The sequence below is a fragment of the Streptomyces sp. H27-H1 genome, assembly GCF_026627445.1.
Taxonomy (GTDB): Bacteria; Actinomycetota; Actinomycetes; order Streptomycetales; family Streptomycetaceae; genus Streptomyces.
Map to the genome: position 1 here is coordinate 148,884 of NZ_JAPNLJ010000016.1, position 23,461 is coordinate 172,344.

The 23,461-nt window shown below is 73.0% G+C and carries 23 protein-coding genes; 11 read left to right on the plus strand and 12 right to left on the minus strand.

The annotated features are described in order from the left end of the window. Positions 1-86 precede the first annotated feature (86 nt). Both OTB20_RS19790 and OTB20_RS19795 read right to left on the minus strand, forming a co-directional pair. Entirely contained in the window at positions 87-884 is a 798-nt protein-coding gene (locus tag OTB20_RS19790) for an SGNH/GDSL hydrolase family protein (protein WP_267819243.1), read from the minus strand. Beyond that, positions 871-1,440, minus strand: coding sequence for a PadR family transcriptional regulator (locus OTB20_RS19795; RefSeq protein ID WP_267819245.1), 570 nt, complete (start codon positions 1,438-1,440; stop codon positions 871-873). Before OTB20_RS19795 ends, OTB20_RS19790 begins: the two co-directional genes overlap by 14 nt. A 149-nt stretch (positions 1,441-1,589) precedes the next feature. Here OTB20_RS19795 and OTB20_RS19800 point away from each other — a divergent pair, with 149 nt between their 5' ends. Genes OTB20_RS19800 through OTB20_RS19810 form a run of 3 tightly spaced genes read left to right on the plus strand, consistent with a single transcriptional unit; the run spans position 1,590 to position 3,444 of the window. After that, a complete protein-coding gene (locus OTB20_RS19800) occupies positions 1,590-2,039 on the plus strand; it encodes a nuclear transport factor 2 family protein (protein WP_267819246.1) in 450 nt (149 codons plus the stop codon). 53 nt (positions 2,040-2,092) lie between these two features. After that, the gene (locus tag OTB20_RS19805; protein WP_267819248.1) at positions 2,093-2,890 is read left to right on the plus strand and encodes a thymidylate synthase; all 798 of its coding nucleotides are present in this window, start codon (positions 2,093-2,095) and stop codon (positions 2,888-2,890) included. Further along, entirely contained in the window at positions 2,887-3,444 is a 558-nt protein-coding gene (locus OTB20_RS19810) for a dihydrofolate reductase (protein WP_267819250.1), read from the plus strand. Before OTB20_RS19805 ends, OTB20_RS19810 begins: the two co-directional genes overlap by 4 nt. Positions 3,445-3,497: 53 nt before the next feature. Here OTB20_RS19810 and OTB20_RS19815 read toward each other — a convergent pair whose 3' ends face one another. Next, the gene (locus tag OTB20_RS19815) at positions 3,498-5,495 is read right to left on the minus strand and encodes a DUF5107 domain-containing protein (protein ID WP_267819252.1); all 1,998 of its coding nucleotides are present in this window, start codon (positions 5,493-5,495) and stop codon (positions 3,498-3,500) included. Between the two features lie 113 nt (positions 5,496-5,608). Here OTB20_RS19815 and OTB20_RS19820 point away from each other — a divergent pair, with 113 nt between their 5' ends. After that, positions 5,609-6,160, plus strand: a complete 552-nt coding sequence (locus OTB20_RS19820) for a DinB family protein (RefSeq protein WP_420716441.1) — start codon at positions 5,609-5,611, stop codon at positions 6,158-6,160. 52 nt (positions 6,161-6,212) lie between these two features. On the opposite strand, the gene OTB20_RS19825 is transcribed toward OTB20_RS19820, so the two are convergent. Continuing rightward, a complete protein-coding gene (locus tag OTB20_RS19825; protein WP_267819254.1) occupies positions 6,213-7,112 on the minus strand; it encodes an arginase family protein in 900 nt (299 codons plus the stop codon). 4 nt (positions 7,113-7,116) lie between these two features. Continuing rightward, positions 7,117-7,659, minus strand: a complete 543-nt coding sequence (locus OTB20_RS19830; RefSeq protein WP_267819321.1) for a GNAT family N-acetyltransferase — start codon at positions 7,657-7,659, stop codon at positions 7,117-7,119. On the opposite strand from OTB20_RS19830, the gene OTB20_RS19835 reads away from it, so the two are divergent. Continuing rightward, complete coding sequence (locus OTB20_RS19835; RefSeq protein ID WP_267819324.1) at positions 7,579-8,109, plus strand: hypothetical protein; 531 nt, start codon at positions 7,579-7,581, stop codon at positions 8,107-8,109. The genes OTB20_RS19830 and OTB20_RS19835 overlap by 81 nt on opposite strands. 34 nt (positions 8,110-8,143) lie before the next feature. Here OTB20_RS19835 and OTB20_RS19840 read toward each other — a convergent pair whose 3' ends face one another. From OTB20_RS19840 to OTB20_RS19865, 6 genes are all read right to left on the minus strand, one after another. Next, complete coding sequence (locus tag OTB20_RS19840) at positions 8,144-8,386, minus strand: LapA family protein (RefSeq protein WP_267819256.1); 243 nt, start codon at positions 8,384-8,386, stop codon at positions 8,144-8,146. A 33-nt stretch (positions 8,387-8,419) separates the two neighbouring features. After that, entirely contained in the window at positions 8,420-10,477 is a 2,058-nt protein-coding gene (locus OTB20_RS19845; protein WP_267819258.1) for a prolyl oligopeptidase family serine peptidase, read from the minus strand. Further along, positions 10,477-11,862 carry a M20/M25/M40 family metallo-hydrolase gene (locus tag OTB20_RS19850; RefSeq protein ID WP_267819323.1) on the minus strand — a complete coding sequence of 462 codons (1,386 nt, stop codon included), beginning with the start codon at positions 11,860-11,862 and terminating at the stop codon, positions 10,477-10,479. Before OTB20_RS19850 ends, OTB20_RS19845 begins: the two co-directional genes overlap by 1 nt. A 1-nt stretch (position 11,863) precedes the next feature. Beyond that, the gene (locus OTB20_RS19855) at positions 11,864-12,697 is read right to left on the minus strand and encodes a M55 family metallopeptidase (protein ID WP_267819260.1); all 834 of its coding nucleotides are present in this window, start codon (positions 12,695-12,697) and stop codon (positions 11,864-11,866) included. A 171-nt stretch (positions 12,698-12,868) separates the two neighbouring features. Beyond that, positions 12,869-13,312, minus strand: a complete 444-nt coding sequence (locus OTB20_RS19860) for an SRPBCC family protein (RefSeq protein ID WP_267819261.1) — start codon at positions 13,310-13,312, stop codon at positions 12,869-12,871. Between the two features lie 87 nt (positions 13,313-13,399). Continuing rightward, on the minus strand, positions 13,400-13,663 hold the full coding sequence (locus OTB20_RS19865) for a hypothetical protein (RefSeq protein WP_267819262.1): 264 nt from the start codon (positions 13,661-13,663) through the stop codon (positions 13,400-13,402). Positions 13,664-13,772: 109 nt separating this feature from the next. Here OTB20_RS19865 and OTB20_RS19870 point away from each other — a divergent pair, with 109 nt between their 5' ends. The 3 genes from OTB20_RS19870 (at position 13,773) to OTB20_RS19880 (ending at position 17,909) form a co-directional block, all read left to right on the plus strand. Next, positions 13,773-14,804, plus strand: a complete 1,032-nt coding sequence (locus OTB20_RS19870) for an Rv2578c family radical SAM protein (RefSeq protein ID WP_267819263.1) — start codon at positions 13,773-13,775, stop codon at positions 14,802-14,804. Between the two features lie 768 nt (positions 14,805-15,572). After that, the gene (locus OTB20_RS19875) at positions 15,573-17,150 is read left to right on the plus strand and encodes an alpha/beta hydrolase (protein ID WP_267819265.1); all 1,578 of its coding nucleotides are present in this window, start codon (positions 15,573-15,575) and stop codon (positions 17,148-17,150) included. A 273-nt stretch (positions 17,151-17,423) separates the two neighbouring features. Next, the gene (locus tag OTB20_RS19880) at positions 17,424-17,909 is read left to right on the plus strand and encodes a RidA family protein (RefSeq protein ID WP_267819266.1); all 486 of its coding nucleotides are present in this window, start codon (positions 17,424-17,426) and stop codon (positions 17,907-17,909) included. On the opposite strand, the gene OTB20_RS19885 is transcribed toward OTB20_RS19880, so the two are convergent. Beyond that, positions 17,902-18,471: a HEAT repeat domain-containing protein gene (locus OTB20_RS19885; RefSeq protein ID WP_267819268.1), complete on the minus strand. Its 570-nt coding sequence runs from the start codon at positions 18,469-18,471 to the stop codon at positions 17,902-17,904. The two genes, OTB20_RS19880 and OTB20_RS19885, sit on opposite strands and share 8 nt — an antisense overlap. A 403-nt stretch (positions 18,472-18,874) precedes the next feature. Here OTB20_RS19885 and OTB20_RS19890 point away from each other — a divergent pair, with 403 nt between their 5' ends. From OTB20_RS19890 to ccrA, 3 genes are all read left to right on the plus strand, one after another. Continuing rightward, the gene (locus OTB20_RS19890) at positions 18,875-20,707 is read left to right on the plus strand and encodes a 3-hydroxyacyl-CoA dehydrogenase family protein (RefSeq protein ID WP_267819270.1); all 1,833 of its coding nucleotides are present in this window, start codon (positions 18,875-18,877) and stop codon (positions 20,705-20,707) included. 187 nt (positions 20,708-20,894) lie between these two features. Then, positions 20,895-21,722 carry a TetR family transcriptional regulator gene (locus OTB20_RS19895; protein ID WP_267819272.1) on the plus strand — a complete coding sequence of 276 codons (828 nt, stop codon included), beginning with the start codon at positions 20,895-20,897 and terminating at the stop codon, positions 21,720-21,722. Between the two features lie 376 nt (positions 21,723-22,098). Next, complete coding sequence (gene ccrA / locus OTB20_RS19900; RefSeq protein WP_267819273.1) at positions 22,099-23,436, plus strand: crotonyl-CoA carboxylase/reductase; 1,338 nt, start codon at positions 22,099-22,101, stop codon at positions 23,434-23,436. Positions 23,437-23,461: the final 25 nt, after the last annotated feature.

Consider the following 23,461-nt stretch of genomic DNA (forward strand, 5'->3'; position numbering starts at 1 on the left):
GGCACGGCCCGCCCCGGCCCGCCTCAAGCTCAGCCCCGGTCCGCCATGCGCCGGGCCGGCCGCCGCACCCGGTCCGCCGTTCCCGGTCAGGCCGCGAGGCGTACGGGGAGCAGCTCGGGCCGCTTGGCCGTGCGGCCGTCCCCGGAGGAGCGGCCGCGCAGCCGCCGCCCGATCCAGGGCCCGGCGAAGCCCACGGCCCACCGCAGCTCCCCGGCGACGCCCCGCAGGCCCGCCGGGGCGGCGGGCGCGGGGCCGGGCAGCGGGCGGGTCCACGCGTCGTCGCTGCCGGGCAGGTCCAGGGCGTGCGCGACACCGGCGGCGATCATCGCGTGGCCGGACGGCGCGGCATGCAGCCGGTCCGCGCTCCACATCCGGGGGTCGGTGGACGCCTCGTGGCGGGCGAAGTCGGCGACGGCCACCCCGTGCCGCTCCGCCGCCCGCCGTATCCGCTCGTTGAGCGCGGTGACGCGCGGGGCCGCCCCCTTGGCGAGCGGGACGAGTTTGGCGATGTCGGGGAAGGTCACGGTGGCGACCCGGGCGCCCTGCGCGGTGAGCGCGGCGAACATCGCCTCCAGGTGCCCGGCGACCTCGTCGGCGTCGAACCGGGGCCGCAGCACGTCGTTGACCCCGGCGACGACGGTGGCCAGGTCGGGACGGAGCGCGAGGGCGGGTGCGAGCTGCCCCTCGCGGACCCCCGCCGCGAGGCGGCCCCGCACGGCCAGGTTGGCGTAGAGCACACCGGGCTCGTGCACCGCGAGCAGCTCGGCGAACCGGTCGGCGCACCCGCGCAGTCCGGTGCGGTCGTCCCCGTCTCCCACGCCCTCGCTCTGACTGTCCCCGAGAGCCACGTACCGGGTCGGCCGCCGCTGCTCACTGCTCTCCACGGGATGCCCGCCTCTCGTTCAGAATGATCGTGGTGCGCTCGTACCAGGCCCGGTTGGCCCGCTCGAACTCCAAGCCGCGCAGGCAGGTGAGGTAGGGGCCGATCCGTGCGCCGCGGCGCAGGAACTCCTCCTCCGTGCGCTCGCCCCGCATCGTGCGCAGCAGCGTCTCGAACAGCTCCGCCTTGGCCGTCGCGAAGGCGGTCCGTTCCGCGAGCTGCGCGATCAGTGCCCCCGTGTCGACGTGGTCGGCGGCCTGGATCTTCACGAGCAGGTCGTCGCGGATGACGGAGGGCTTGGTGGCGGTGGCCGCGAAACGCTCCAGCTCGGCCAGTCCGGCGTCGGTGACCTGGAACAGGCGCTTGTTGGGCCGGGTGTCCTGGACGACCTCGCGGCCCGCGATGAAGCCCTCCCCCTCCAGCCGGGCCAGCTCGGCGTAGAGCTGCTGGGGCAGGGCGTGCCAGAAGTTGGCCACGCCCGTGCCGAAGGCCTTGGCCAGCTGGTAGCCGCTCAGCTCCTCGTCGAGCAGCGCCGCCAGTACGGCGTGGCGCAAAGCCATCGGTCGGTCTCCTCGGGTTCGTGCGCGGCAGCGTCTTCTCAGGACCGCGCGGCTCATGATAGTCAAGAAACTGACTAATCAGATCGATGACTATTCAGATCCCGGCCGGTGACCGTCCGGATCGCCGGCTGAAGGACCCAGGAGCCGCCATGAGCACCGCCGACCGATTCCGCGCCGCCGTGGGCAACCGCGACCTCGCCGCCCTGGACGCCCTGTTCACCGAGGACGTCCGGCTCAACAGCCCGGTGAAGTCGAAGCCCTTCGAGGGCAAGGCCATGGTGCTGGCGCTCTTCGGCGTCCTCCTGCGCACCTTCGAGGACTTCCGCTACGTCGGTCACTTCGAGGGCAGCGCCGACGGCGCCGACGGGGTCGAGGGCCCGGCGACGGTCCTGCCGTTCCGCACCACCGTGAACGGCCGCCAGGTCCACGGCATCGACATGCTGCACCTGGCCCCCGGGGACTCCGCCGGCCCGGAGGGGCTGATCAAGGAGATCACCGTGATGATCCGCCCCCAGACGGCGGTCGTGACCGTCGGCGAGGCGGTCCTCGCCGGCCTGATCGCCGACGGCCTGGTCGAGGCCGCTCCGGTCTCCGGCTGATTCGACCGCGGGCTGATTCGACCTCCGGCGGCGGCCCAGTAGACTCGGTGTCCGTGGCGGATACCCAGTACGAAGACCTGTTGAAGCTGGTGCTCACCTCCGGAACGGCCAAGGCCGACCGGACGGGCACCGGCACCCGGAGTGTCTTCGGGCACCAACTGCGTTACGACCTGTCCCAGGGGTTTCCCCTGGTCACCACCAAGAAGGTGCACCTCAAGTCGATCGTGTACGAGCTGCTGTGGTTCCTGCGCGGCGAGTCGAACGTCGGCTGGCTCCGGGAGCACGGCGTCACCATCTGGGACGAGTGGGCCGACGCGAACGGCGACCTCGGCCCGGTCTACGGCGCCCAGTGGCGCTCCTGGCCCACCCCGGACGGCGAGCACATCGACCAGATCAGCGAGGTCCTCGACACGCTGCGCCGCGACCCGGACTCCCGCCGGATGATCGTCTCGGCCTGGAACGTCTCCGAGCTGTCCAAGATGGCGCTCGCGCCGTGCCACGCCTTCTTCCAGTTCTACGTGGCCGACGGCAAGCTCTCCTGCCAGCTGTACCAGCGCAGCGCGGACCTGTTCCTCGGCGTGCCGTTCAACATCGCCAGCTACGCCCTGCTCACACACATGGTGGCGCAGCAGGCCGGGCTGGAGCCGGGCGACTTCATCTGGACCGGCGGTGACTGCCACATCTACGACAACCACGTCGAGCAGGTGACCGAGCAGATCTCCCGCACCCCCCTCGAGTTCCCCCAGCTGAAGCTGCACCAGGCCGACTCGCTCTTCGACTACGCCTACTCCGACGTGAAGGTGCTGGACTACCAGCACCACCCGGCCATCAAGGCCCCGGTCGCGGTATGAGTGCCGGTACGCACGGCGCGCCCGCCGCCGCGGGTGTCGCCGCCCCGGGTGCCGCCGCGCACGTGGGACTGATCTGGGCGCAGACCCCCGACGGTGTGATCGGCGCGGACAACGGGATTCCGTGGCGGCTGCCCGAGGACATGGCGCACTTCAAGGCCACCACCCTCGGCCATGCGGTGGTGATGGGCCGCAAGACCTGGGATTCGCTGCCCGCGCGGTTCCGCCCGCTGTCCGGCCGGCGCAACATCGTGGTGACGCGGGATCCCGACTGGTCCGCCGAGGGCGCGGAGCGCGCCGGGTCCATCGCCGGGGCGCTGGAGCTCGCGGCCGCGTCGGCCGGTCCCGCCGCGGCGTGCTGGGTGATCGGCGGCGGAGAGGTCTACCGTGCTGCCCTGGCCCAGGCCACGATGCTCTCGGTGACCGAGGTCGACACGAAGGTGGACGGCGACACCTACGCCCCGGACCTGGATCCGGCGTGGACCGTGGCCGAGGACGGGGACTGGCAGTTCTCGACTGCCGGCCTGCGCTACCGCATCCGCGCCTACACCCGGTAGCCACCCCGCCCGCCCGCCCGGCTACTCGGCCGCCCGGCTACTCGGCCGCCCGGCTACTCGCCCGGCGGGCGCATCCGGAAGTTGTACGGGGCCGGCAGCGGGCGGTCCGTGAGGGAGGCCCAGACCTCCGAGAGCGTCTCCTCGCCCTCGCGGAGGTCTGCCAGTTCGAAGCCCTCCTCGAAGACCCGCCGGGCCGCGCCCACATGACCCTCCGCCGCGAGCAGCCGGGCCGCCGACAGCCGGAACCGGCCCTCGTCGCGCAGGGCGGGACGCAGCCGGTCCCACACCGTGCGCGCCTGGGGCAGCAGCCCCGCCGCCAGCAGGGAAGCCAGTGCCTCCCGGCCCAGCGCCGATTCGGCGGCCAGCCAGCTCACGCCGCCCCGGCTCTCCTGGGTCAGGTCCTCGAAGGCCTCGGCGTACCAGCGGGCGGCCCGGGCCGGGTCGCCGGCCAGGTCGTCGGCGACCGCCAGGCACCTCAGCAGCGGCCACCGCGAGGGGGCCAGGGCGAGCCCGCGCTCCCAGCTGCGTACCGCCTGCGCGATGTCCCCGGCGTGCCACTGGGCGACCCCGAGGTGGTACTCGGTGAGCGGGTCCGCCGGAGCGGTCTCCAGCATGTCCCGCCAGTGCGGGGCGACCAGGCTCGGGCCGGGCGGCGCCACCCGGCGCGGGGCGGGGAAGACCCCGGTGCGCCACAGCTCCAGCCAGGGGGCCTGGTCCTCCTCGATGGTGTCCTCGGCGAAGGGGGTGCCGGGCAGCTTGTGGCCCGCGCGCAGCACTTCCAGCGCGCCCCAGCCGGAGCCGGCCGCCAGCCGCTCCCCCGGTTCGGTGTCGGCGCACCCGCGCCACGCCTCGTACGCCGCGTCCACGGCCGGCCCGGGCAGCGCGGTCTCCAGCGCCGTCCCGGCCGCGGCGCGGGCCGCCGACCAGTCGTCCCCGTGCACGGCCGCGGGGTCCGCGGACAGGGGTCCGTAGGCCTCAAGCCAGCTGAACTCCGCGCCTGCCTCCAGCCTCACGTGCTCCAGCTGGGTCCGGGCCAGCCCGGCCTGGATCTCCGCGTACCCGCCCGTGCCGGGCTCGGTCAGCCACTCCTGCCAGCGCCGGCCGCCCTCGCCGGCGCCCCAGACGAAGAGCTTGCGGCCGCGCAGCCGGGCCGTCGAGGTCTGTACGAGTCCCTGCCCGGCCGCGTCGAGGGAGGCGATCCAGGGCCGGGCCCCGGCTTCGACCTCGTAGAAGAAGTCGGCCGGGTAGGCGCTGCGCAGCGGGTAGGTGCGGTCCGCGCCCTCCCAGCCGGGTACGGGGACGCGCCGCAGGGAGCGCTCGTACCCGAAGTGCCAGGCCTGGTCGGCCGGGGCCAGGACTCGGGTGCCGGCGTCCTCGGGCACGGCGATGTTGGACCACCAGTAGACGGGCGCGGGCCGCTCGTGCGGATTGCGCACGCGCACGCCCACGTAGAGGAACTCCGAGTCCTCGGGCAGCCACAGGTCCACCTGGAACGGCAGGTCGCGCAGCCGCTCCCACTCCCAGAGCCGCACCATGACGCCCCCGTCGGGCGCCGGGACGAGTGCGGCGTGCAGCGGGGCGCAGGAGAGGGTGGTGTGGCCGGTGGCGCCGAGGTTCCATTCGATGCCGCCGGAGAACCAGGCTCCGTTCAGTGCGAAGTTCGCGGGCTGGAACACCGGGTTCCTGTAGAGCAGTTCGCGTCCGGTGGGGAGGTGGACGAGCGAATGGATCCGGCCACCGAGCCCGGGCAGGACGACGGCGCGCAGATGCGCGTTCTCGATGACGATCGTCTCGAACTGCCCCTCGCTCCGCTGCCGTTGATAACCGTCGCGGATCCGGACGGGCAGCAGCGAGCGCAATGGCTCGTACCCGATCTGGCGTGCCATGTCACGCGGCAGGCCCTCGCGCCCCGGGGCACCTCCCAGCGGCGGCCGGGGGAGATCGTCCAGCGCGTGCACCCCGTCGGGTGCACGGAGGGCGGGCAGCGGATTCTCGGGACCCAACGGGGCTGCGGGAAGGGTCAGTACGGAGCGGCGGACGGTGGTGGCCATGAGGGAAATGGAACACGCCGCGGCCGCCGGTGCACAGGGATTCGGCGGATCACCACCGGTCAGGATTACGCAAAGCCTTCTGCCGCACGGGCCGGTGGCCGATCATGGAGGGCATGAGCGGCTTGAGCAGAAGAGGCGAGTTCTTCGCGGGGGACGAATCCGGGAGCCGGTTCACCGGACCCGCGACCGGCGACGAGCGGCTGATGCTCGTCGGCATGCTGGGAGCACAGCGGGCGACACTGCGGCTCAAGTGCGAGGGCTTGGACGAGGAGTTGGCCGCACGGTCGGTGGAGCCGTCCACGCTGTCGCTGCTGGGCCTGGTCCGCCACCTCGCCGACGTGGAGCGCCGCTGGTTCCGGCAGGTGCTGGCCGCACTGGAGGCGCCGCCCCTGTTCTCCTCCGCGGCCGATCCCGACGGGGACTTCGACGGTGCGGTGTCCGGGCCCGGGATGGCCGAAGGGGCCTGGGAGGCCTGGCGGACGGAGGTGGAGTTCGCGGAGCGGTTCACGCGGCGGGCGCCCGACCTGGAGGTCAGCGGGAAGGACGGCTGGCGGGGCGAGGTCTCGCTGCGCTGGGTGCTGATCCACATGATCGAGGAGTACGCACGGCACAACGGGCACGCGGACCTGCTGCGCGAGCGCATCGACGGCGCGATCGGGGTCTGAACGGCATCCCCGCTCCGGCCCGGCCCCGGGCGGGGCCGGGCCGGAGGGCGCGTCAGGCGAAGGCCCCCGCCACCAGGTCCGCGAGCAGGGCTCCGGCGCGTCGGTCGGGGTCCAGGTCCGGGTCGTAGATGGTGACGTTGAGTCCGACGCAGCGCGGGGAACTGATCAGCACGCCGAGCAGTTCGGCGAGTTCGTCGGGGATCAGCCCGCCGGGGTCCGGGCTGTCGACGGCCGGCATCACGGACGGGTCCAGTACGTCGGCGTCCAGGTGGACCCAGAACCCGGCGGTGGCCGGGGGCTGCAGCCCGGTCAGGGCGGTCCGGGCCACCGGCCCGGCGCCGCGGTCACGGATCGCCCCGACCGTGGCGGCGAAGATCCCGGCGGCGCGCAACTCGGGGAGGTCCGGGTCCCCGTCGCGCAGTCCGAAGAGCCGTACGTCCTCGTCGAGCACGTAGGGCCCGAGGCCTTCCAGGTTCGCGAGGTCCGCCTGTCCGCGCCCGGTGGCGAGCGCCAGCTCTTCGCCGCCGGCCGCGCCGACGGGCCCGTTGACGGTCTCGTTCCCGGGGTGGCGGAAGTCGGCGGAGCCGTCGATCGCGGCGATGCCGTACCGCCCGAGGCGCCGCATGGCCAGGGAGGCTCCGAGCTGGATGGAGCAGTCACCGCCGAGGACGACGGGGAACTCCCCGGAGCGCAGGTGCTCTTCGATCCGGTCGGCGAGGGCGACGGTGTACTCGGCGAGGGGCCCGGCGTGGAACACCCCGTCACCCTCCTTCCAGTCCCCCCGGTCGTAGCGCGGCGGGACGACCACCCCGCCCTCGCGCGCGCCAAGGCGGGCCAGCAGGCCCTGTTCGCGCAGGGCCCCCGCCAGCTTGTACACCCCGGGAACGGTGCCCGGGGACGGTGGGCGCAGTCCGAGGTTGGACGGTGCGTCGAGGAGCACGAGGGTTCGCATGGACTCATCCTGTGCGATGCGGGGCCCCGGGAGGAGGCATTTCGGCCGTGATCGCCCAGCGTTCGTGGTCCCGCCAGGCGCCGTCGACGTGGAGGAAGTCCGGCGAGAGCCCCTCCAGCCGGAAGCCGAGCCCCCGGACGAGGGCGATCGAGGCGGTGTTGCCCGGCTGGATATTGGCCTCCAGCCGGTGCAGCGCGAGGCCGTCGGCCGCGAAGGCGTGGCCGACGGCCAGACCGAGTGCCTCCCTCATGAGCCCCCTGCCCGCCGCGTGCGCGAAGGCCCCGTACCCGAGCGCGCCGCACCGGAAGGCACCGAGGACGATGTTGTTGACGTTCACGAAGCCGGCGATGGCGCCCGACTCCCGCTCGCACACGAGGAATCCGGCCTTGGCGGCTCCCGCGCCCGCCGTCGGCGGGGCTGCGTACGCCTCGTAGGCCGCGGCGGTCGCGGGCGGGGAGAGCCACGGATGGTGGAGCTCGCGGCTCTCGCGCGCCCGGGCGGTGAACTCGGCGCCGTCGGCGGGCCGCAGGGGCCGCAGGGGCCGCAGCCCGACCCGTCCGCCCTCCCTGGCGCCACCCCGGCCCTGGAGTGGAGCCGGATCACCTCCGCCGCGGAGCTGGAGGCCTGGGAGACGGCCTGGGACGGCGAGGAGAGCGCCGGCCTGTTCCACCCGGGGCTGCTCCCCGCAGCCGGCCAGGACGCCGCGGGGCCCGGGGGTGCCGGGGACATCGCCCTCCTCGCGGGCCGGGACGCCGAGGGGCGGATCCTCGCCGGGGCCGCCGCCAACCGCACCGGCGAGGTCGTCGGGATCTCCAACGTGTTCGGCGCCGACGGAACCCCGGACGACGAGGCCTGGACGGGCGCGCTGACCCTGACCGCCGCGCTCTGGCCCGGCCTGCCGGCCGTCGGCTACGAGTCGGGCGACGACCTCGCCGTGGCGCTGCGCCACGGCTTCACCGCCATCGGCCCGCTCCGCATCTGGGTCCACTCGGGCTGAGCGCCATCCCGCCGAGCGCCGTCCCGCCTGCGCTCTACGGGCCCTCCTTGCGCCGCCGGGAGAAATAGGCGCCGCACAGTCCGCCCAGCACCGCCGCGATCAGGAGGGCGACGTACAGCGGCATCGTCACCTGCGGGATCAGCAGTCTGATCTTGGTGGGGCGGGTGTTCTCGAAGATGAACACCAGGGTGAGCACCGCGAGCGCGGCGACGGCGGCGCGGCCCGGGGTGACCGGCCCGCGGCCCCTGCCGCGGCTCTTGGACGTGTGAGAGCCCATGGCCCCATCGTCGGCTCGCGGCGGGCCGGGGGCTCAGTCGGACAGGGCCAGACGGGGGATGTCATCCCGCTCGAACCCGAACACCTGCGCGTACAGCGACAGCTCCGCCTCCAGTGCCCGGACCATGGTGTCCGCACGCCGGAAGCCGTGCCCCTCGCCCTCGAAGGCGAGGTAGGCGTGCGGCACCGACCGACCGCGCATCGCGGCCAGCAGCCGCTCCGCCTGCGCGGGCGGGCAGACCGGGTCGTCCAGGCCCTGGAGCAGGACGAACGGCGCGGTGATCCGGTCGGCGCGGGCCACCGGGGAGCGCTCGCGGTTGCGCAGCGCCAGGGTCTGCGGGGGTCCGGCGAGGGCGTCGACGTAGCGGGACTCCAGGTCGTGGGTCTCCGCGGCGAAGCCGGCCAGGTCCAGCACCGGGTAGATGATCGCGGCGCACGCGTACAGCCCGGTGGCCGCGAGCGAGGCCGCCGCCGTCCAGCCGCCCGCGCTGCCGCCCCGGATCGCGAGCCGGTCCGGGTCGGCGGTGCCCTCGGCGGCCAGGGCCCGCGCCACGGCGGCGCAGTCCTCCACGTCGACGACGCCCCACTGTTCGCGCAGCCGTTCCCGGTAGGCGCGCCCGTAGCCCGTGGAACCGCCGTAGTTGACCTCGACGACGCCGATGCCGCGCGAGGTGAAGTAGGCGATGTGCAGGTCCAGTACGGGCGGCACGTGGTCGGTGGGGCCGCCGTGCGCCCACACCACGTACGGGGGAAGTTCGTCGGCCCGGGCGCGCAGCACGGGGTGGTGCGGCGGGTAGACGTGGGCGTGGATCTCCCGGCCGCCCCGGCCGAAGAAGGTCCTGCTCTGCGGCTCGGGGTAGTACGCCGGGTCGGCCCGGTCCGGCTGTCCGGCCCTGCCGCCCTGCTGGGCCCGGTCGGCCCCGCGAGTCCTCTGCGCCCCCGGGGAGCCGAGGCCGCCCACCACCCGGGCGTGCCCGGTGGCCGTGTCCAGCTCCACCACCTCGTACGGGCTGCGGGGACTGGCCGCGACCCCGTAGACCCGGGTGCCGCTGACGGCCAGCGTGGGCTGCCAGGCCGTCCACGGGCCGGCCGCGTCGACCAGGTCCCCGCTCTCCGGGTCGAGCACGCCCAGCACCGGGGAGCCCTGGCCGTGCAGGACGGCGACCAGCCCGTCGGGGAGCGCCGCCATCCAGCGCAGCCCCGGCTTCCACAGCGGCCCGCCGAACTCCTCTTCCCGGGGGCACAGGTTGACGGCCACCGCTTCCCCGCCGGGCCCCCGGTCCACCCGGTACGGGTTCCACCAGCCACCCCGGTCGCTCACCGCGAGGAGGCTTCCGCCGGTGGTCCACTCGACCTGCGCGACGGCCTCCTCGGGCCCGCCGAGTACGGTACGTGGATCCACCAGCCGGCCGTCGGGCGTGACCTCGGCGAGCCGCAGCTCGGTGCCGTCCCACGGCATGCGGGGGTGGTCCCACACCAGCCAGGCGGCCTGGCCCCCGTCCGGGGAGAGCCGGGGCCCGGTGCTGAACCGGTACCTGTCGTCGGTCAACTCCCTTACCCGGGAGCGGTCTTCCGCAGCCGACCCGTCCAGCGCTACGGCGGCCAGTACGCGCCGCACATCGGTCGGCGCCGATCCGGTGAACTCCTCGAGCACGCACCAGACTTCGCCGTCGCGCAGCACCGGGTCGACCCAGCGCAGCCCGCCGCCGACCGTCGATACGGGGGTCAGGGGCCGCGGCCCGGGGCTGCCTGGCGCGTCGGGCTCGTACGCGTACAGCCGCTGGTCGGCGTAGTGGACGAATACCACCAGCGGCCCGCCCAGGGGCTGTTCGGTACCCGTCCAGGGCATGCCGCCGTACTCGGTGACCCGGCTGCGCACGTTCCACGGCGCGGGCAGCGCGCACACCGCGGGCCCGCCGTCCGCGGGCCTGCGGACCAGGGTCCGGCGGCCGCCCTCGGCCGGCCGGGGCGCCGTCCACCACACTTCGGCGCCGATCGCGCCGACGTACTCGGGCCTCCCGTCGAGGGAGGCGGCGAGTGCGGCGCCGATGGGCGAGGGCCAGCTGCCGTAGGGGGCCGTCCCGAGGTCCATCACAGCGCGCGCAGGGCGCGGTCGAGGACGCGGACGCCGAAGTGCAGGGCGTCGACGGGCACCCGCTCGTCCACTCCGTGGAAGAGGGACCAGTAGTCGAAGCCGGGCGGCAGCTTGAGCGGGGAGAAGCCGTAGCCGGTGATGCCCAGCCGGGAGAACTGCTTCGCGTCGGTGCCGCCCGCCATGCAGAAGGGCACCACGTGCCCGTCGGGGTCGAAGGCCTCGACGGATTCGCGCAGGATCCCGTACGTCCGCCCGTCCACGGGGGCTTCGAGGGCCACCTCCCGGTGGTGGAACTCCCAGCGCACGTCGGGTCCGGTGAGCGCGTCGAGGGTGGCGGTGAACTCGGCCTCGCCGCCGGGCAGCATCCGGCCGTCCACGTACGCGGTGGCGGTGCCCGGGATGACGTTGAGCTTGTAACCGGCGCTGAGCATGGTCGGGTTGGCGCTGTTGCGGACGGTGGCTTCGACGAGGGTGGCGGCCGGTCCGAGCTTGCCGAGCACGGCGTCGAGGTCGAAGCCGGGGACGCGGGGGTTCACCGACATCCCCTGGAGGGCCGCGAGTTCGGTGAGGCAGGCGACGACGGTATCGGTGAGCCGGACCGGCCAGTCGTACTCGCCGATGCGGGCCACGGCGGCGGCGAGGCGGCTGACCGCGTTGGCCCGGTTGGGCTTGGAGCCGTGTCCGGCCGTGCCGGTGGCGGTGAGCTTCAGCCAGGCGGTGCCGCGTTCGCCGGCGGCGATCGGGTAGAGCGCCCGGCCGGGAGCGGTGTGCACGGTGAAGGCCCCGGATTCGCTGATGCCCTCGGTACAGCCTTCGAAGAGTTCCGGATGGTGGTCGGCGAGGAAGCCCGAGCCGTCGACGGCGCTGTCCTCCTCGTCGGCGGTGTAGGCGATCACGATGTCCCGCCGGGGTCTCACTCCGGCTCGCGCCCAGGCCCGTACGACGGCCAGCACCATCGCGTCCATGTTCTTCATGTCGACGGCGCCGCGGCCCCAGACCACCCCGCCCTGGACCTCGCCCGAGAAGGGGTCGACGCTCCAGTCGGCGGCCTCGGCCGGCACCACGTCGAGGTGGCCGTGGACCAGGAGGGCGGGGGCGGCGGGGTCGGTGCCGGCGATCCGGGCCACGACGTTGGTGCGGCCGGGGGTGCGCTCCAGCAGCACGGGCTCCAGCCCTGCGCCTGCGAGCCGCTCGGCGACGTACTCGGCGGCTGGCCGCTCCCGGCAGTCGCCGCCGCCGCGGTTGGTGGTGTCGATGCGGATCAGACCGGAGGTGAACTCGACGGCCTCGTCGAGCGCCGTCAGGTCGACGGCGACGCCGGGGGCGCCCCGCGTGCCCGGGGCGACGCGCGTGCCGGCGCCGCTCCCGGCCGGGTCGGACATGTCAGCCATACTGCTCCTCCACCGCTGCCGAGACGATCGTGGTGACCGCCTTGAAGGTCCGGATCCCCTCGTACATCGTCCCGCTGGTGTAGCCGACCCTACGCTCGCCGCACCGCTCGACTCCGGGCACCACCGTTGCCGCCATCGAGAGGTGTTCGGCGTCGAACTCCACCTCGACCGTGAACGGCCCCCCTCGGACCGGCTCGTGGCGGACGGCGAGGGCGGCGGCCTCCTTGGCGGCGGCCCGGATGTCGGCGGCCGTACGGGCCGGGGTGCGGCAGACGGCGGCGTAGCGCGAGACGTGGTTCTTGACGGCGACGGTCACCGCGTCCGGGGCGTAGCCGGCGGCGTCGACGCAGGTCAGGTCATCTCCGGTGACGAGTACCACCGGGACCCCGTACTCGGCGACCACGTGCGCGTTGAGCAGGCCCTCGCTGGCGCGGGTCCCGTTGATCCAGACCCCGGTGATCGAGTTGGCGAGGTAGGTGTGGGCGAGGACGCCTTCGGCGCCCGCGCCCGTGTGGTAGCCGACGAAGGCGATGCCGTCGACGTCCCCGTGCTGGACCCCCTCGACCATGGAGAGGGATTTGTGGCGGCCGGTGAGCATCTCCACGCGCGCGTCGAGCCGCTCCAGCAGCAGGTTGCGCATGGTCCAGTGGGCCTCGTTGACGAGGACCTGGTCGGCGCCCGCGTCGTAGAAGCCGAGGACGGCGGCGTTCACGTCGGAGGTGAACATGGTCCGGCAGCGTTCCCACTGCGGGGTCCCGGGCAGCACGTCGGCGGGCCAGGTGACGCCGGTGGCGCCTTCCATGTCGGCGGAGATGAGGATCTTCATCGGGCCCCCGGGCGGTCGGTAGCGCTCAGGGCCCCCACCCTAGCCTTCCGGCCGTCGCCGGAGCCCGGGGCCACGCCCGGCCTCCGCGCGCCTTCGTCCCGGGGTCGGGCGGGTTTCATTTCACCCGATCCGGTGAGGCCCGATACCCGGCCTCACCGGCAACAGCCTTGCTCAGCCCTCGACTTCGGTGGCCAGGTTGGCGAGGAGGCTGTCGTAGATCCGGGCCAGGCCCTTGGGCGCAAAGGTGCGCTCGAAGAAGCCGCCGATGCCGCCCGCGCCGTTCCACACGGTGGTGACGACGGCCCTGGACTTGCCCTCGCCCGCCGGGGTGACCGTCCAGGTGGTGACCATGGAGGAGTTGCGGTCCTTCTCCACGAGCTGGCCGTCGGTGGGCTCGCTGACCTCGAGGAGGCAGTCGCGGACCCGCTTGCTCGTGGCCTGGAGCTTCCAGTGGACCAGGGTGCCCTCGCCGTCGCCGCCCTCGCGCACCTCGTACTCGCTGAAGTGCTCGGGCAGCAGCTTGCTCCGGGTCCCGGTGTAGTCGGCCAGCGCGTCGAACACGGTCTCCGCGTCCGCCCCGATGATGCGTTCCGTGGTGGCCTCGACCTGCGCCATGGCTACTCCTCCAGCAGTGGTGATCCTCGTCGCGCCAAGCCAACCACCTCCGGCGCGGGCGCCCAAATCCGGGTCAGAGGTGGCAGCTCACGTCCACGAGGAGGGTGTCCCCGGGCAGGGCCTCCAGGTAGCGCGCCGCGGCATGGCACGGCGGTTCCGCGAGGCGTGGGGGGTGCGGGCAGGACTCCGGGCCTCGCATTCGCCGTGGACCGGCCCCTCCTCGCCGCGCCACCAGCCGTCCAGTGTCAGCACGCAGGGGTGGTAGGGCAGGGACGCGGTCTCCTCGGCCAGAACTGCCGCCCCGGCCCGGATCTCGGCGAGGGCCAGGACCTCCCGGCCCATTCCCCCCATCCGGCGAACCTCTCACGCGGGCCCGCCGCGACTGAACGGATATGCGCCCCGCACGATCATGGGAACGTTTGTTCTATTCTCGGAGTCGAGCTACCGAGGGAGGCGCATCATGCGCTGGGACAACCTGACCGAGGGCACTACGGGGCCGGCCGCGCTCTTCGGAGCCGACTCCGTCGTCACCCGCACCTTCGACACCCCCGAATTCCGCGGGATCACCTTCCACGAAGTACGGGCCCGGTCGATCGTCAACCGGGTCCCCGGCGCCTCGCGCATGCCGTTCGAATGGACCGTGAACCCCTACCGGGGCTGCAGTCACGCCTGCGTCTACTGTTTCGCGCGCAAGACGCACGGCTATCTCGACCTCGACACCGGCATCGGCTTCGACTCCCAGATCGTCGTCAAGACCAACGCCCCCGAGCTCCTGCGCCGCGAGCTCGCCTCGCCCCGCTGGACCGGTGCGCACATCGCGATGGGCACCAACGTCGACTGCTACCAGCGCGCCGAAGGCCGCTACCGCCTCATGCCCGGGATCATCGAGGCGCTGCGGGAGCGCGCCAACCCCTTCTCCATCCTCACCAAGGGCACGCTGATCCTGCGCGACCTCCCCCTCATCCAGCAGGCCGCGGCCGTCGCCGACGTCGGGATCTGCGTCTCCGTCGGCTTCACCGACAACGCCCTGTGGCGCACGGTCGAACCGGGCACCCCCTCCCCCGCCGCCCGGCTGCAGGCCGTCCGCACCCTGACCGACGCCGGCATCGAGTGCGGGGTGCTGATGGCCCCGGTGATCCCCTTCCTCGGGGACTCCCCGGAGCAGCTGCGGGCCACCGTCCGGGCCGTCGCCGAGTCGGGCGCGACCTCCGTGACGCCCCTGGTGCTCCATCTGCGCCCCGGGGCGCGCGAGTGGTTCACGGCCTGGCTGGGCGAGCACCACCCCCGCCTGGTCGAGCGGTACGAGCGGATGTACGCGGGCGGCTCGTACGCGCCCACCTGGTACCAACGGATGATCACCCGCCAAGTCCACGAGCTCGCCGCGGAATTCGGCATCGGCCCCGGCGCCCGCGGACCGGCCCGGCCGATCCCCGTACCGGAGCGGCCCGCCGGGTCCGGGCCCGCGGGGCCGACCCAGCTGAGCCTGCTCTGAGCACCCGCACGACCACCGCCCGCCGCGGAGCTCGGGCCGGGCGGTGTCGGCCGGACGGGGTCAGCCGACCGCGGTGCGCCCGTACGCGGCGATGCAGACCTGGGACGTTCCGGCGGGACGCTCGCCCCCGACCCCGAGGAGACCGAGGTCACCAGTTCGTCCACGACGTGATGGCCGAACTCGTATGCCGTCACGACGGCGGCGGCGAAGTCCCCGACCCGGTTGTCGCCTGCCGATGATGTCGCCCGTCCACATCTCGTCGGCCTCGTGGACGCGGGAAGTGAGGTAGTCGGCCGCCTGCTGCTGCGTCGGCACGTCGGAGGAGGTGCTGGACGTGGCCGCCCCCCGGGACGTGGAGGGCAGTTGTCCGTCTCCGACGTCCGGGACCGAAGGATCGGACGGGTCGGACGGGTCGGACGGGTCGGACCGGACTTCGGGGCCCGCGGTCGGGCTCGGATCCATCCACGGGCCCCGGCTCGGCGACGGCCCGCACGGGCCCCGTCACGACCGCTCCCACCAGCAACGCGCCCGCGATCCGTGTCGCCTCACGCATCCACCTCATGCCTCCGGTCTACGCCTGGTCACCCCGCCCCGAGCGTCCGCCCGCGAGCACACCTGCGAGCACGTCCTTGAGCACCCGTACGACCGTACGACCGACTGAAGGGTCATCACATCGGGCCAATAGGGCCCCCAATCCCCCCTTCCGAGCGCAGGTTCCGGGACGATTCCGCCCAGAACCCTCGGCTGGGAGGCCCCATGCTGCACCCGATGAACAAGCGTCCCCCCTTCAAGAAGCGCGCCGCCGTGCTACTGGCGGTCTCCACCATCGCCGCGGCCCTCGCGAGCCCGGTCACGGCCGCGGCCCCGGTCGCGGCCGCGCCGGCGCCCGCGCCCGGCGCCCCGCAGTGGTCCAACTGCGCGACCTCCCGCTACCCGACTCTCCAGTGCGCCTCCCTCCGGGTCCCCCTCGACCACGACCGTCCCACCGGCCGGCAGATCTCCCTGGCCCTGACCCGGGTCCCCCACACGGCCGCCCGCTCCCAGGGCCCGCTGCTGGTCAACCCCGGCGGGCCGGGCGGCAGCGGCCGCACCCTGGCCGGGTACATCGCCGCCGCGCTGCCCAAGGAGGTCGCGGCCCAGTTCGACGTGATCGGCTTCGACCCCCGGGGCGTCGGCAAGAGCGAGCCCACCATCGACTGCGGCGCGGCCCACTTCACCCCCGTACGGCCCGACTCCGTGCCGCTGGACACGGAGACCGAGCGGGCCAACCTGGAGCGGGTGAAGTCCTTCGCCGAGTCCTGCCAGACCAAGCACGCGGACGTGCTCCCGTACATCGACACGGTGTCGGCGGCCCGTGACCTCGAAGTGCTGCGCACGGCGCTGCGGGCGGAGAAGCTGAGCTACTTCGGCTACTCCTACGGCACCTACCTGGGCGCGGTGTACGCCAAGCTCCACCCCGGCCGCGTGCACCGCCTCGTCCTGGACTCGGTCGTCGACCCTGCCGGGGTCTGGTACGAGGACAATCTCGCCCAGGACCAGGCCTTCGACTCCCGCCACAAGGCCTTCCTGGCGTGGGTGGCCCGGTACGACGCCACGTACCACCTCGGCACGGACCCGGCGGAGGTCGAGGCCCGCTGGTACGAGATGCGTTCCGCGCTGCGCACGGCCCCGGCGGGCGCCAAGGTGGGCCCGGCGGAGCTGGAGGACACCTTCATGCCGGGCGGCTACTTCAACGGCTACTGGCCCCACCTCGCGGCGGCCTTCGCCTCGTACTCCGTGGACGGCGACCCGAAGCCGCTGGTGTCCGCGTACGAGAAGTTCGGCGCGGTGGAGCCCTCGGCGGGCAACAGCTACAGCGTGTACACGGCCGTGCAGTGCCGGGACTCCGCGTGGCCCAAGGACTGGAACCAGTGGCGGGCCGACATGTGGCGCACGCACGCCAAGGCGCCCTTCATGACCTGGAACAACGCCTGGTACAACGCCCCGTGCGCGTTCTGGCCGGCCGAGTCGCTGCAGGCCCCGGACGTCACCAACACGGCGCTCCCGCAGGCGCTCCTCTTCCAGGCGACCGAGGACGCGGCGACCCCGTACGAGGGCGCGGTGAGCATGCGGCGCAAGCTCGCGGGCTCGGCGCTGGTGGTCGAGGAGGGCGGCGGCAACCACGGCATCGCGCTCAGCGGCAACAAGTGCCTGGACGAGAAGCTGTCCGCGTACCTGCTGACGGGCAAGGCCTCGGACGCCGTCTGCCCCGCCCAGCCGGCCCCCACCCCGGTCCCGGCGACCCGCGCGGTCCCGGCATCGGCGGGCGGCGCCGCGCTGCACGGTCTGCTCGGCTTCCGGGGCTAGTCGTCCCTTTCGGATCAGGCCCGGCCCGATCGGACGGGCACTCCCTAGTGCTGTGACCGGAAAGGTTCACCGCGTCGCGGCGCCCGGCACGGCACCTCTCCCCCAGCTACCGCGGGGAGGTGCCCCCGGCGTTGTCGGACCACGCCGGTACGTCCAGTACGGGTCGTGGTCCTCCGCCTTGCGATGCACCACACCAGACACCGCGACCCGGCAAACCTTTCCGGCCACAGCACTAGCTAGGCGGTAGCGGCCCGAGCGGGCAGGATCGCTCCCATGACCACTCCGCAGCAGGACCACCTCACCCGCATCGCCGCGCCTCAGGGCGTCGCCCCGGGCACCGGCTACAACCACGTCGTCTGGGGCACGGGGCGGTTCGTCGCCGTGTCCGGGCAGGTCGCCTTCGACGAGAAGGGCGAGCTGGTCGGCGACGGCGACGCCGCCGCCCAGGCCCGTCAGGTGTTCGAGAACCTGAGCCGGTGCCTGGCGGCCGCCGGGGCGACCGTCGAGGACGTGGTGAAGCTGACGTACTTCGTCACGGACGTCGCCCACCTCCCCGCCGTACGCGTGGCCCGTGACGAGGTGTTCGCCCCGGACCGCCTGCCGGCCTCCTCGGCGGTCCAGGTGTCGGCGCTGTTCCGGCCCGAACTGCTGATGGAGATCGAGGCCTTCGCCATCGTCCCGGAGCAGACCGGGCCCCAGCCCGGGTCAGGCTTCGGGACCGGCTTCGGAACCGGGTTCAAGACCGGGTTCGCTAGCTGAGCTCCAGCCCCCGCAGGGCCACCGTCGCCGCCACCGCCAGCCGGGGGTGCGACTGGGCCCGGGTCAGGACCTCGCGGGCGCGCTGGTCGGCCAGCGCGCCCAGCCCCTCCACGCAGGCCAGGGCCACCCGCCAGTACGGGTCGTGCGGCGCGAGCAGCCGGGACAGGGTGCGGATCAGGGCCGGGGCGGACTCCGGGGCGCGCAGCGCCGCCAGCAGCCGGACCGGGTGCAGGGCGTAGGCCGTGCGCAGTTCGTTCGTGGCCAGCGCCGCCGCCGCGCGGGCGGTGCGCGGGTCCCCGAGGACGGCCAGCGCCCGCGCGGCCGCCTCGCAGCGCGGCGGGTCCCGGTGGTTGAGCAGCAGCACCAGGGACTCGAAGGCGCGCCGGTCGCCGGCCAGTCCCAGCCGGTAGGCGGCCAGTTCGCGGGCCCACAGGGGCAGACCGGCGGAGGTCAGGGAGGCCGCCAGGCCCTCCGCGTCCGCCGCCAGCAGTGCCTCGTACCGCGCCCCGCCACCCGGGGCCTGCCCGGCTTCCGCCCGCAGACGGTCCAACACGTCGTTCACGCGGCCACCCTAGAGCAGCCGGTTGATCGATGATCGATGATCGGTACATTTGGGCGGTACAGGTCACATCTGCGTGCTCTGGCGGACCAGTTGGCCAAGCGTTACTGTCCCTACAACACGTACGGGGACGGCCTGGTGACGCAGCCGCCTCGTGCCAGTCGATTCTGCACGACTTCTGTACGACCTCACGGCGTGACCCCGGGACAGGGCTCCGCCGCTTGCGCCCCACGGGCTTCTTCTCCCCTGGGATCCCCCATTCCGCCCGGGATCCCCGGTTCCTGCCGAAATCCCCCGGTCTCTCCGGGAGCCCCGGGCTTCTCCGCACGGTTTTCCGTACGGCACCCGCGCGCGCCGTGCACCGCGCGCCCCCTCAGTCGTCACCCTCTTCCACTGGAGTCCCGCGATGGACCTTCCGTCCACGTCCGGTCAGCCCTCCCCCTCCTCCCGGCCCTCCCGTCCCGCCCTGCAGACCATCGCCGTCGTCGGTCTCGGCACGATGGGCTCCGGCATCGCCGAGGTCCTCGCCCGGGCCGGCCGCGAGGTCATCGGCATCGACATCAGCGAGGCGGCCGCCCGCCGGGCCACCAAGGCCCTCGCGGCGGCCACCGCCCGCTCGGTGGTCCGCGAGCAGCTCACCGAGCAGGAGCGCGAGGGGGTGCTCGCCCGCTTCCGCACCTTCTCCGATCTGGGCGCCGCCGCCGACGCCGATCTCGTCATCGAGGTGGTCCCCGAGTCCTACGAGATCAAGCAGCGGATCTTCCGCGAGCTCGACGCGATCGTGCGGCCCACCGCGATCCTGGCCACCGGCACCAACGCCCTGTCGGTGACGCGGATGGCCGCCGAGTCCCAGCGCCCGGAGCGCGTGGTCGGCCTGCACTTCTTCAACCCGGCCCCGGCGATGAAACTGGTCGAGGTCGTCTCCAGCGTGCTGACGGCCCCGCCCGCCGTCGAGGCGGTCACCACGCTGGCCCGCGAGCTCGGCAAGGAGCCCGTCTCGGTCGGCGACCGCCCGGGCTTCGTCGCCGACGGCCTGCTGTTCGGCTATCTCAACCAGGCCGCCGCCATGTACGAGGCGAAGTACGCCTCCCGTGAGGACATCGACGCGGCGATGAAGCTGGGCTGCGGCCTGCCGATGGGACCGCTCGCACTGCTCGACCTGATCGGCGTGGACACGGCCCGCACCGTCCTGGAGGCCATGTACACGGCCTCGGGCGACCGGCTGCACGCCCCGGCGCCGATCCTCGGCCACCTCGCCGAGGCGGGCCTGACCGGGCAGAAGTCCGGGCGCGGCTTCTACACGTACGAGGCTCCGGGCAGCCAGGTCGTCGTCCGCGACCTGCAGACCCCGCCGGACGGGGATCTGGTCCGGGCGAGCCGTCCGGTGAACTCGGTCGGCGTGGCCGGTTCGGGCACGATGGCGAGCGGGATCGCGCAGGTCTTCGCGCAGGCCGGCTTCCCCGTGGTGCTGGCGGCCCGCAGTCAGGAGAAGGCCGACGCGGCGAAGGCCGCGATCACCAAGTCGCTGGCCCGCGCGGTGGACCGGGGCCGTCTGACGGCGGAGGCCGCCGCCGCCACCGTGGGCCGGATCACCGCGGCGGGTTCGCTGGACGCCTTCGCCGATGTGGATCTGGCCGTGGAGGCCGTCGCCGAGGACCTCCAGGTGAAGCAGGAGCTGTTCCGGGCCCTGGACAAGGCCTGCAAGCCCGGCGCGGTGCTCGCCACCACGACCTCCTCGCTCCCGGTGATCGCGATCGCCCGCGCGACCTCGCGGCCCGAGGACGTGATCGGCATGCACTTCTTCAACCCGGCCCCGGCGATGAAGCTGGTCGAGGTGGTCCGGACGGTCCTGACCGCCGACGACGTGCACGCGACGGTCCGCCGGATCTGCGGGCAGGTCCGTAAGCACCCGGTGGACTGCGGGGACCGGGCCGGCTTCATCGTGAACGCGCTGCTGTTCCCGTACCTCAACAACGCGATCAAGATGGTCGAGCAGCACTACGCCGGCATCGACGACATCGACGCGGCGATGAAGCTGGGCGGCGGCTACCCGATGGGGCCCTTCGAGCTCCTCGACGTGGTCGGCCTGGACGTGTCGCTGGCGATCGAGCAGGTCCTGCACAAGGAGTTCCGCGACCCGGGCCTGGCCCCGTCCCCGCTGCTGGAGCACCTGGTCGCGGCGGGCTGCCTGGGCCGGAAGACCGGCCGCGGATTCCGTGAGTACGCCCCCCGCCGGTAATCCGCTGCAGGCACACGAGCCCCAAGAGCAGGATGCGTGGGGAGGGCTGCTCGGGTCCGCCGGACCCTCACGGCGGACGAACCCTCCCGAGGAGCACTGTGTCCCCAGTGCCGGCCCTCCCCCGCATCCATTCCCGCCCCAGCCCCCTCGGGAGCGCTCTCCCGCACGAATGAAGTACTTTCGCTCTATGTCCCAGCCCGCCAAGACCTCGCCCCGCGCCTCAGCGGCCTCCGACGCCCCGGAGACCCCGGCCGTCACCAAGGCGGCCGCACAGCGGCTCAAGATGCGCCGCGAGCTCGCGGCGGCCGCCATGGAGCTCTTCGCGAACAAGGGGTACGAGGCCACGACGGTCGACGAGATCGCCTCGGTGGCCGGGGTCGCGCGCCGGACCTTCTTCCGGCACTTCCGGTCCAAGGAAGAGGCAATCTTCCCGGACCACGACGACACCCTGACCCGCGCGGAGGCCGTCCTCGACGTGGCCCCGGCGCACGAGCACCCGCTCGACACGGTGTGCCGGGGAATCAAGGAAGTCATGAAGATGTACGCCGCCTCGCCGGCGGTGTCGGTGGAGCGCTACCGGCTCACCCGCGAGGTACCGGCGCTGCGGGAGCGGGAGATCGCCTCGGTCGCCCGGTACGAGCGGCTGTTCACCCGCTATCTGCTGGCCCATTTCGACGAGACCGACCACCACGACGGCAACGACGACCCGCTGCTGGCGGAGGTCGCCGCCTCGGCGGTGGTCACGGCCCACAACCACGTGCTGCGGCGCTGGCTGCGGGCGGGCGGGCAGGGGGACGTGGAGGCGCAGCTGGACCACGCCTTCTCGATCGTGCGCAAGACCTTCGGCAGCGGGATCGGCGCGGGACGCACGCTGAACACGGCGGCGGCGCCCGCTCCCGCGCCGGCCTCGGTACGTACGCAGGGTGAGGTCCTGGTGGCGGTGGCCCGTACGGACGCCCCGCTGGACGAGGTCATGCGGACCATCGAAGAGGCACTCAGAAACAAGCAGGGCTGAAACTCCTGCGCGACACACGTCACAGCGGCCGCTCCCGTTCCGGGGGCGGCCGTTTTGTTTGTCCGAGTTGCCCCTACTCGCGGGTAACTCTGATCGATCATCGCTCATTCGCGCAGGCCAATCGGCAAATGAGAGAAAGTTTTGGCACGCGGTGCCTTGCTGAGTGACACGGGGTGCCATACGTTGAATCTCGTCCGGATGTCCCCGCGATCCAGCCCACTCGGCACGGAACGCGCCCCGGATGCCTGCGTCACCAGGCCCCCGCACCGCCCCACCACAGGCAACGCGCAGCAGCATCCCAGCCGAATCGACGGCACCCCACCCCATCCCGTTTCCCTCAGCGCACCCTCATCAGCGCACGGCCGGAGGCAACACCGTGAAGGACATCCTGGACGCGATCCAGTCGCAGGCCGCGACGGCCGCCGACTTCGCCGCCCTGCCGCTCCCCGACTCGTACCGCGCGATCACCGTGCACAAGGACGAGGCGGAGATGTTCGCCGGGCTCACCTCCCGCGAGAAGGACCCGCGCAAGTCCCTGCACCTCGACGAGGTCCCCCTGCCCGAGCTGGGTCCGGGCGAGGCCCTGGTCGCCGTCATGGCTTCCTCGGTCAACTACAACTCCGTGTGGACCTCGATCTTCGAGCCGGTGTCCACCTTCAGCTTCCTGGAGCGCTACGGGCGCCTCTCGGAGCTCACCAAGCGCCACGACCTGCCTTACCACATCATCGGTTCCGACCTCTCGGGCGTCGTCCTGCGCACCGGCCCCGGCGTCAACGCCTGGAAGCCGGGCGACGAGGTCGTCGCGCACTGCCTGTCGGTCGAGCTGGAGTCCTCCGACGGCCACAACGACACGATGCTCGACCCCGAGCAGCGCATCTGGGGCTTCGAGACCAACTTCGGCGGCCTGGCGGAGATCGCGCTGGTCAAGTCGAACCAGCTGATGCCCAAGCCCGACCACCTCAGCTGGGAGGAGGCCGCCTCCCCCGGCCTGGTCAACTCCACCGCGTACCGCCAGCTGGTCTCCCGCAACGGCGCCGGCATGAAGCAGGGCGACAACGTCCTGATCTGGGGCGCGAGCGGCGGGCTCGGCTCGTACGCGACCCAGTTCGCGCTGGCCGGCGGCGCCAATCCGATCTGCGTGGTCTCCAGCCCGGAGAAGGCGGACATCTGCCGGGCGATGGGCGCGACCGCGGTCATCGACCGCAACGCCGAGGGCTACAAGTTCTGGAAGGACGAGCACACCCAGGACCCGAAGGAGTGGAAGCGGTTCGGCAAGCGCATCCGCGAGCTCACCGGCGGCGAGGACATCGACATCGTCTTCGAGCACCCGGGCCGCGAGACCTTCGGCGCCTCGGTCTACGTCACCCGCAAGGGCGGCACCATCACCACCTGCGCCTCGACCTCGGGCTACATGCACGAGTACGACAACCGCTACCTGTGGATGTCCCTGAAGAAGATCATCGGCTCGCACTTCGCGAACTACCGCGAGGCCTGGGAGGCCAACCGCCTGATCTCGAAGGGCAAGATCCACCCCACCCTGTCGCGGGTCTACTCCCTGGAGGAGACCGGCCAGGCAGCCTACGACGTCCACCGCAACCTCCACCAGGGCAAGGTCGGCGTCCTCTGCCTGGCCCCCGAAGAGGGCCTGGGCGTCCGGGACCACGAGATGCGCGCCACGCACCTCGACGCCATCAACCGCTTCCGCAACATCTGAGACCCCTCAAAGGCCAAAGGGACAG

Bases quoted from the DNA above. Each gene is read 5' to 3' on its own strand.
- OTB20_RS19795 (WP_267819245.1), bottom strand. From the start codon at position 1,440: ATGGCTTTGCGCCACGCCGTACTGGCGGCGCTGCTCGACGAGGAGCTG.
- OTB20_RS19800 (WP_267819246.1), top strand. From the start codon at position 1,590: ATGAGCACCGCCGACCGATTCCGCGCCGCCGTGGGCAACCGCGACCTC.
- OTB20_RS19810 (WP_267819250.1), top strand. From the start codon at position 2,887: ATGAGTGCCGGTACGCACGGCGCGCCCGCCGCCGCGGGTGTCGCCGCC.
- OTB20_RS19815 (WP_267819252.1), bottom strand. From the start codon at position 5,495: ATGGCCACCACCGTCCGCCGCTCCGTACTGACCCTTCCCGCAGCCCCG.
- OTB20_RS19820 (WP_420716441.1), top strand. From the start codon at position 5,609: ATGAGCGGCTTGAGCAGAAGAGGCGAGTTCTTCGCGGGGGACGAATCC.
- OTB20_RS19825 (WP_267819254.1), bottom strand. From the start codon at position 7,112: ATGCGAACCCTCGTGCTCCTCGACGCACCGTCCAACCTCGGACTGCGC.
- OTB20_RS19835 (WP_267819324.1), top strand. From the start codon at position 7,579: ATGGTGGAGCTCGCGGCTCTCGCGCGCCCGGGCGGTGAACTCGGCGCC.
- OTB20_RS19840 (WP_267819256.1), bottom strand. From the start codon at position 8,386: ATGGGCTCTCACACGTCCAAGAGCCGCGGCAGGGGCCGCGGGCCGGTC.
- OTB20_RS19845 (WP_267819258.1), bottom strand. From the start codon at position 10,477: ATGGACCTCGGGACGGCCCCCTACGGCAGCTGGCCCTCGCCCATCGGC.
- OTB20_RS19850 (WP_267819323.1), bottom strand. From the start codon at position 11,862: ATGTCCGACCCGGCCGGGAGCGGCGCCGGCACGCGCGTCGCCCCGGGC.
- OTB20_RS19855 (WP_267819260.1), bottom strand. From the start codon at position 12,697: ATGAAGATCCTCATCTCCGCCGACATGGAAGGCGCCACCGGCGTCACC.
- OTB20_RS19860 (WP_267819261.1), bottom strand. From the start codon at position 13,312: ATGGCGCAGGTCGAGGCCACCACGGAACGCATCATCGGGGCGGACGCG.
- OTB20_RS19865 (WP_267819262.1), bottom strand. From the start codon at position 13,663: ATGGGGGGAATGGGCCGGGAGGTCCTGGCCCTCGCCGAGATCCGGGCC.
- OTB20_RS19870 (WP_267819263.1), top strand. From the start codon at position 13,773: ATGCGCTGGGACAACCTGACCGAGGGCACTACGGGGCCGGCCGCGCTC.
- OTB20_RS19875 (WP_267819265.1), top strand. From the start codon at position 15,573: ATGAACAAGCGTCCCCCCTTCAAGAAGCGCGCCGCCGTGCTACTGGCG.
- OTB20_RS19880 (WP_267819266.1), top strand. From the start codon at position 17,424: ATGACCACTCCGCAGCAGGACCACCTCACCCGCATCGCCGCGCCTCAG.
- OTB20_RS19890 (WP_267819270.1), top strand. From the start codon at position 18,875: ATGGACCTTCCGTCCACGTCCGGTCAGCCCTCCCCCTCCTCCCGGCCC.
- OTB20_RS19895 (WP_267819272.1), top strand. From the start codon at position 20,895: ATGTCCCAGCCCGCCAAGACCTCGCCCCGCGCCTCAGCGGCCTCCGAC.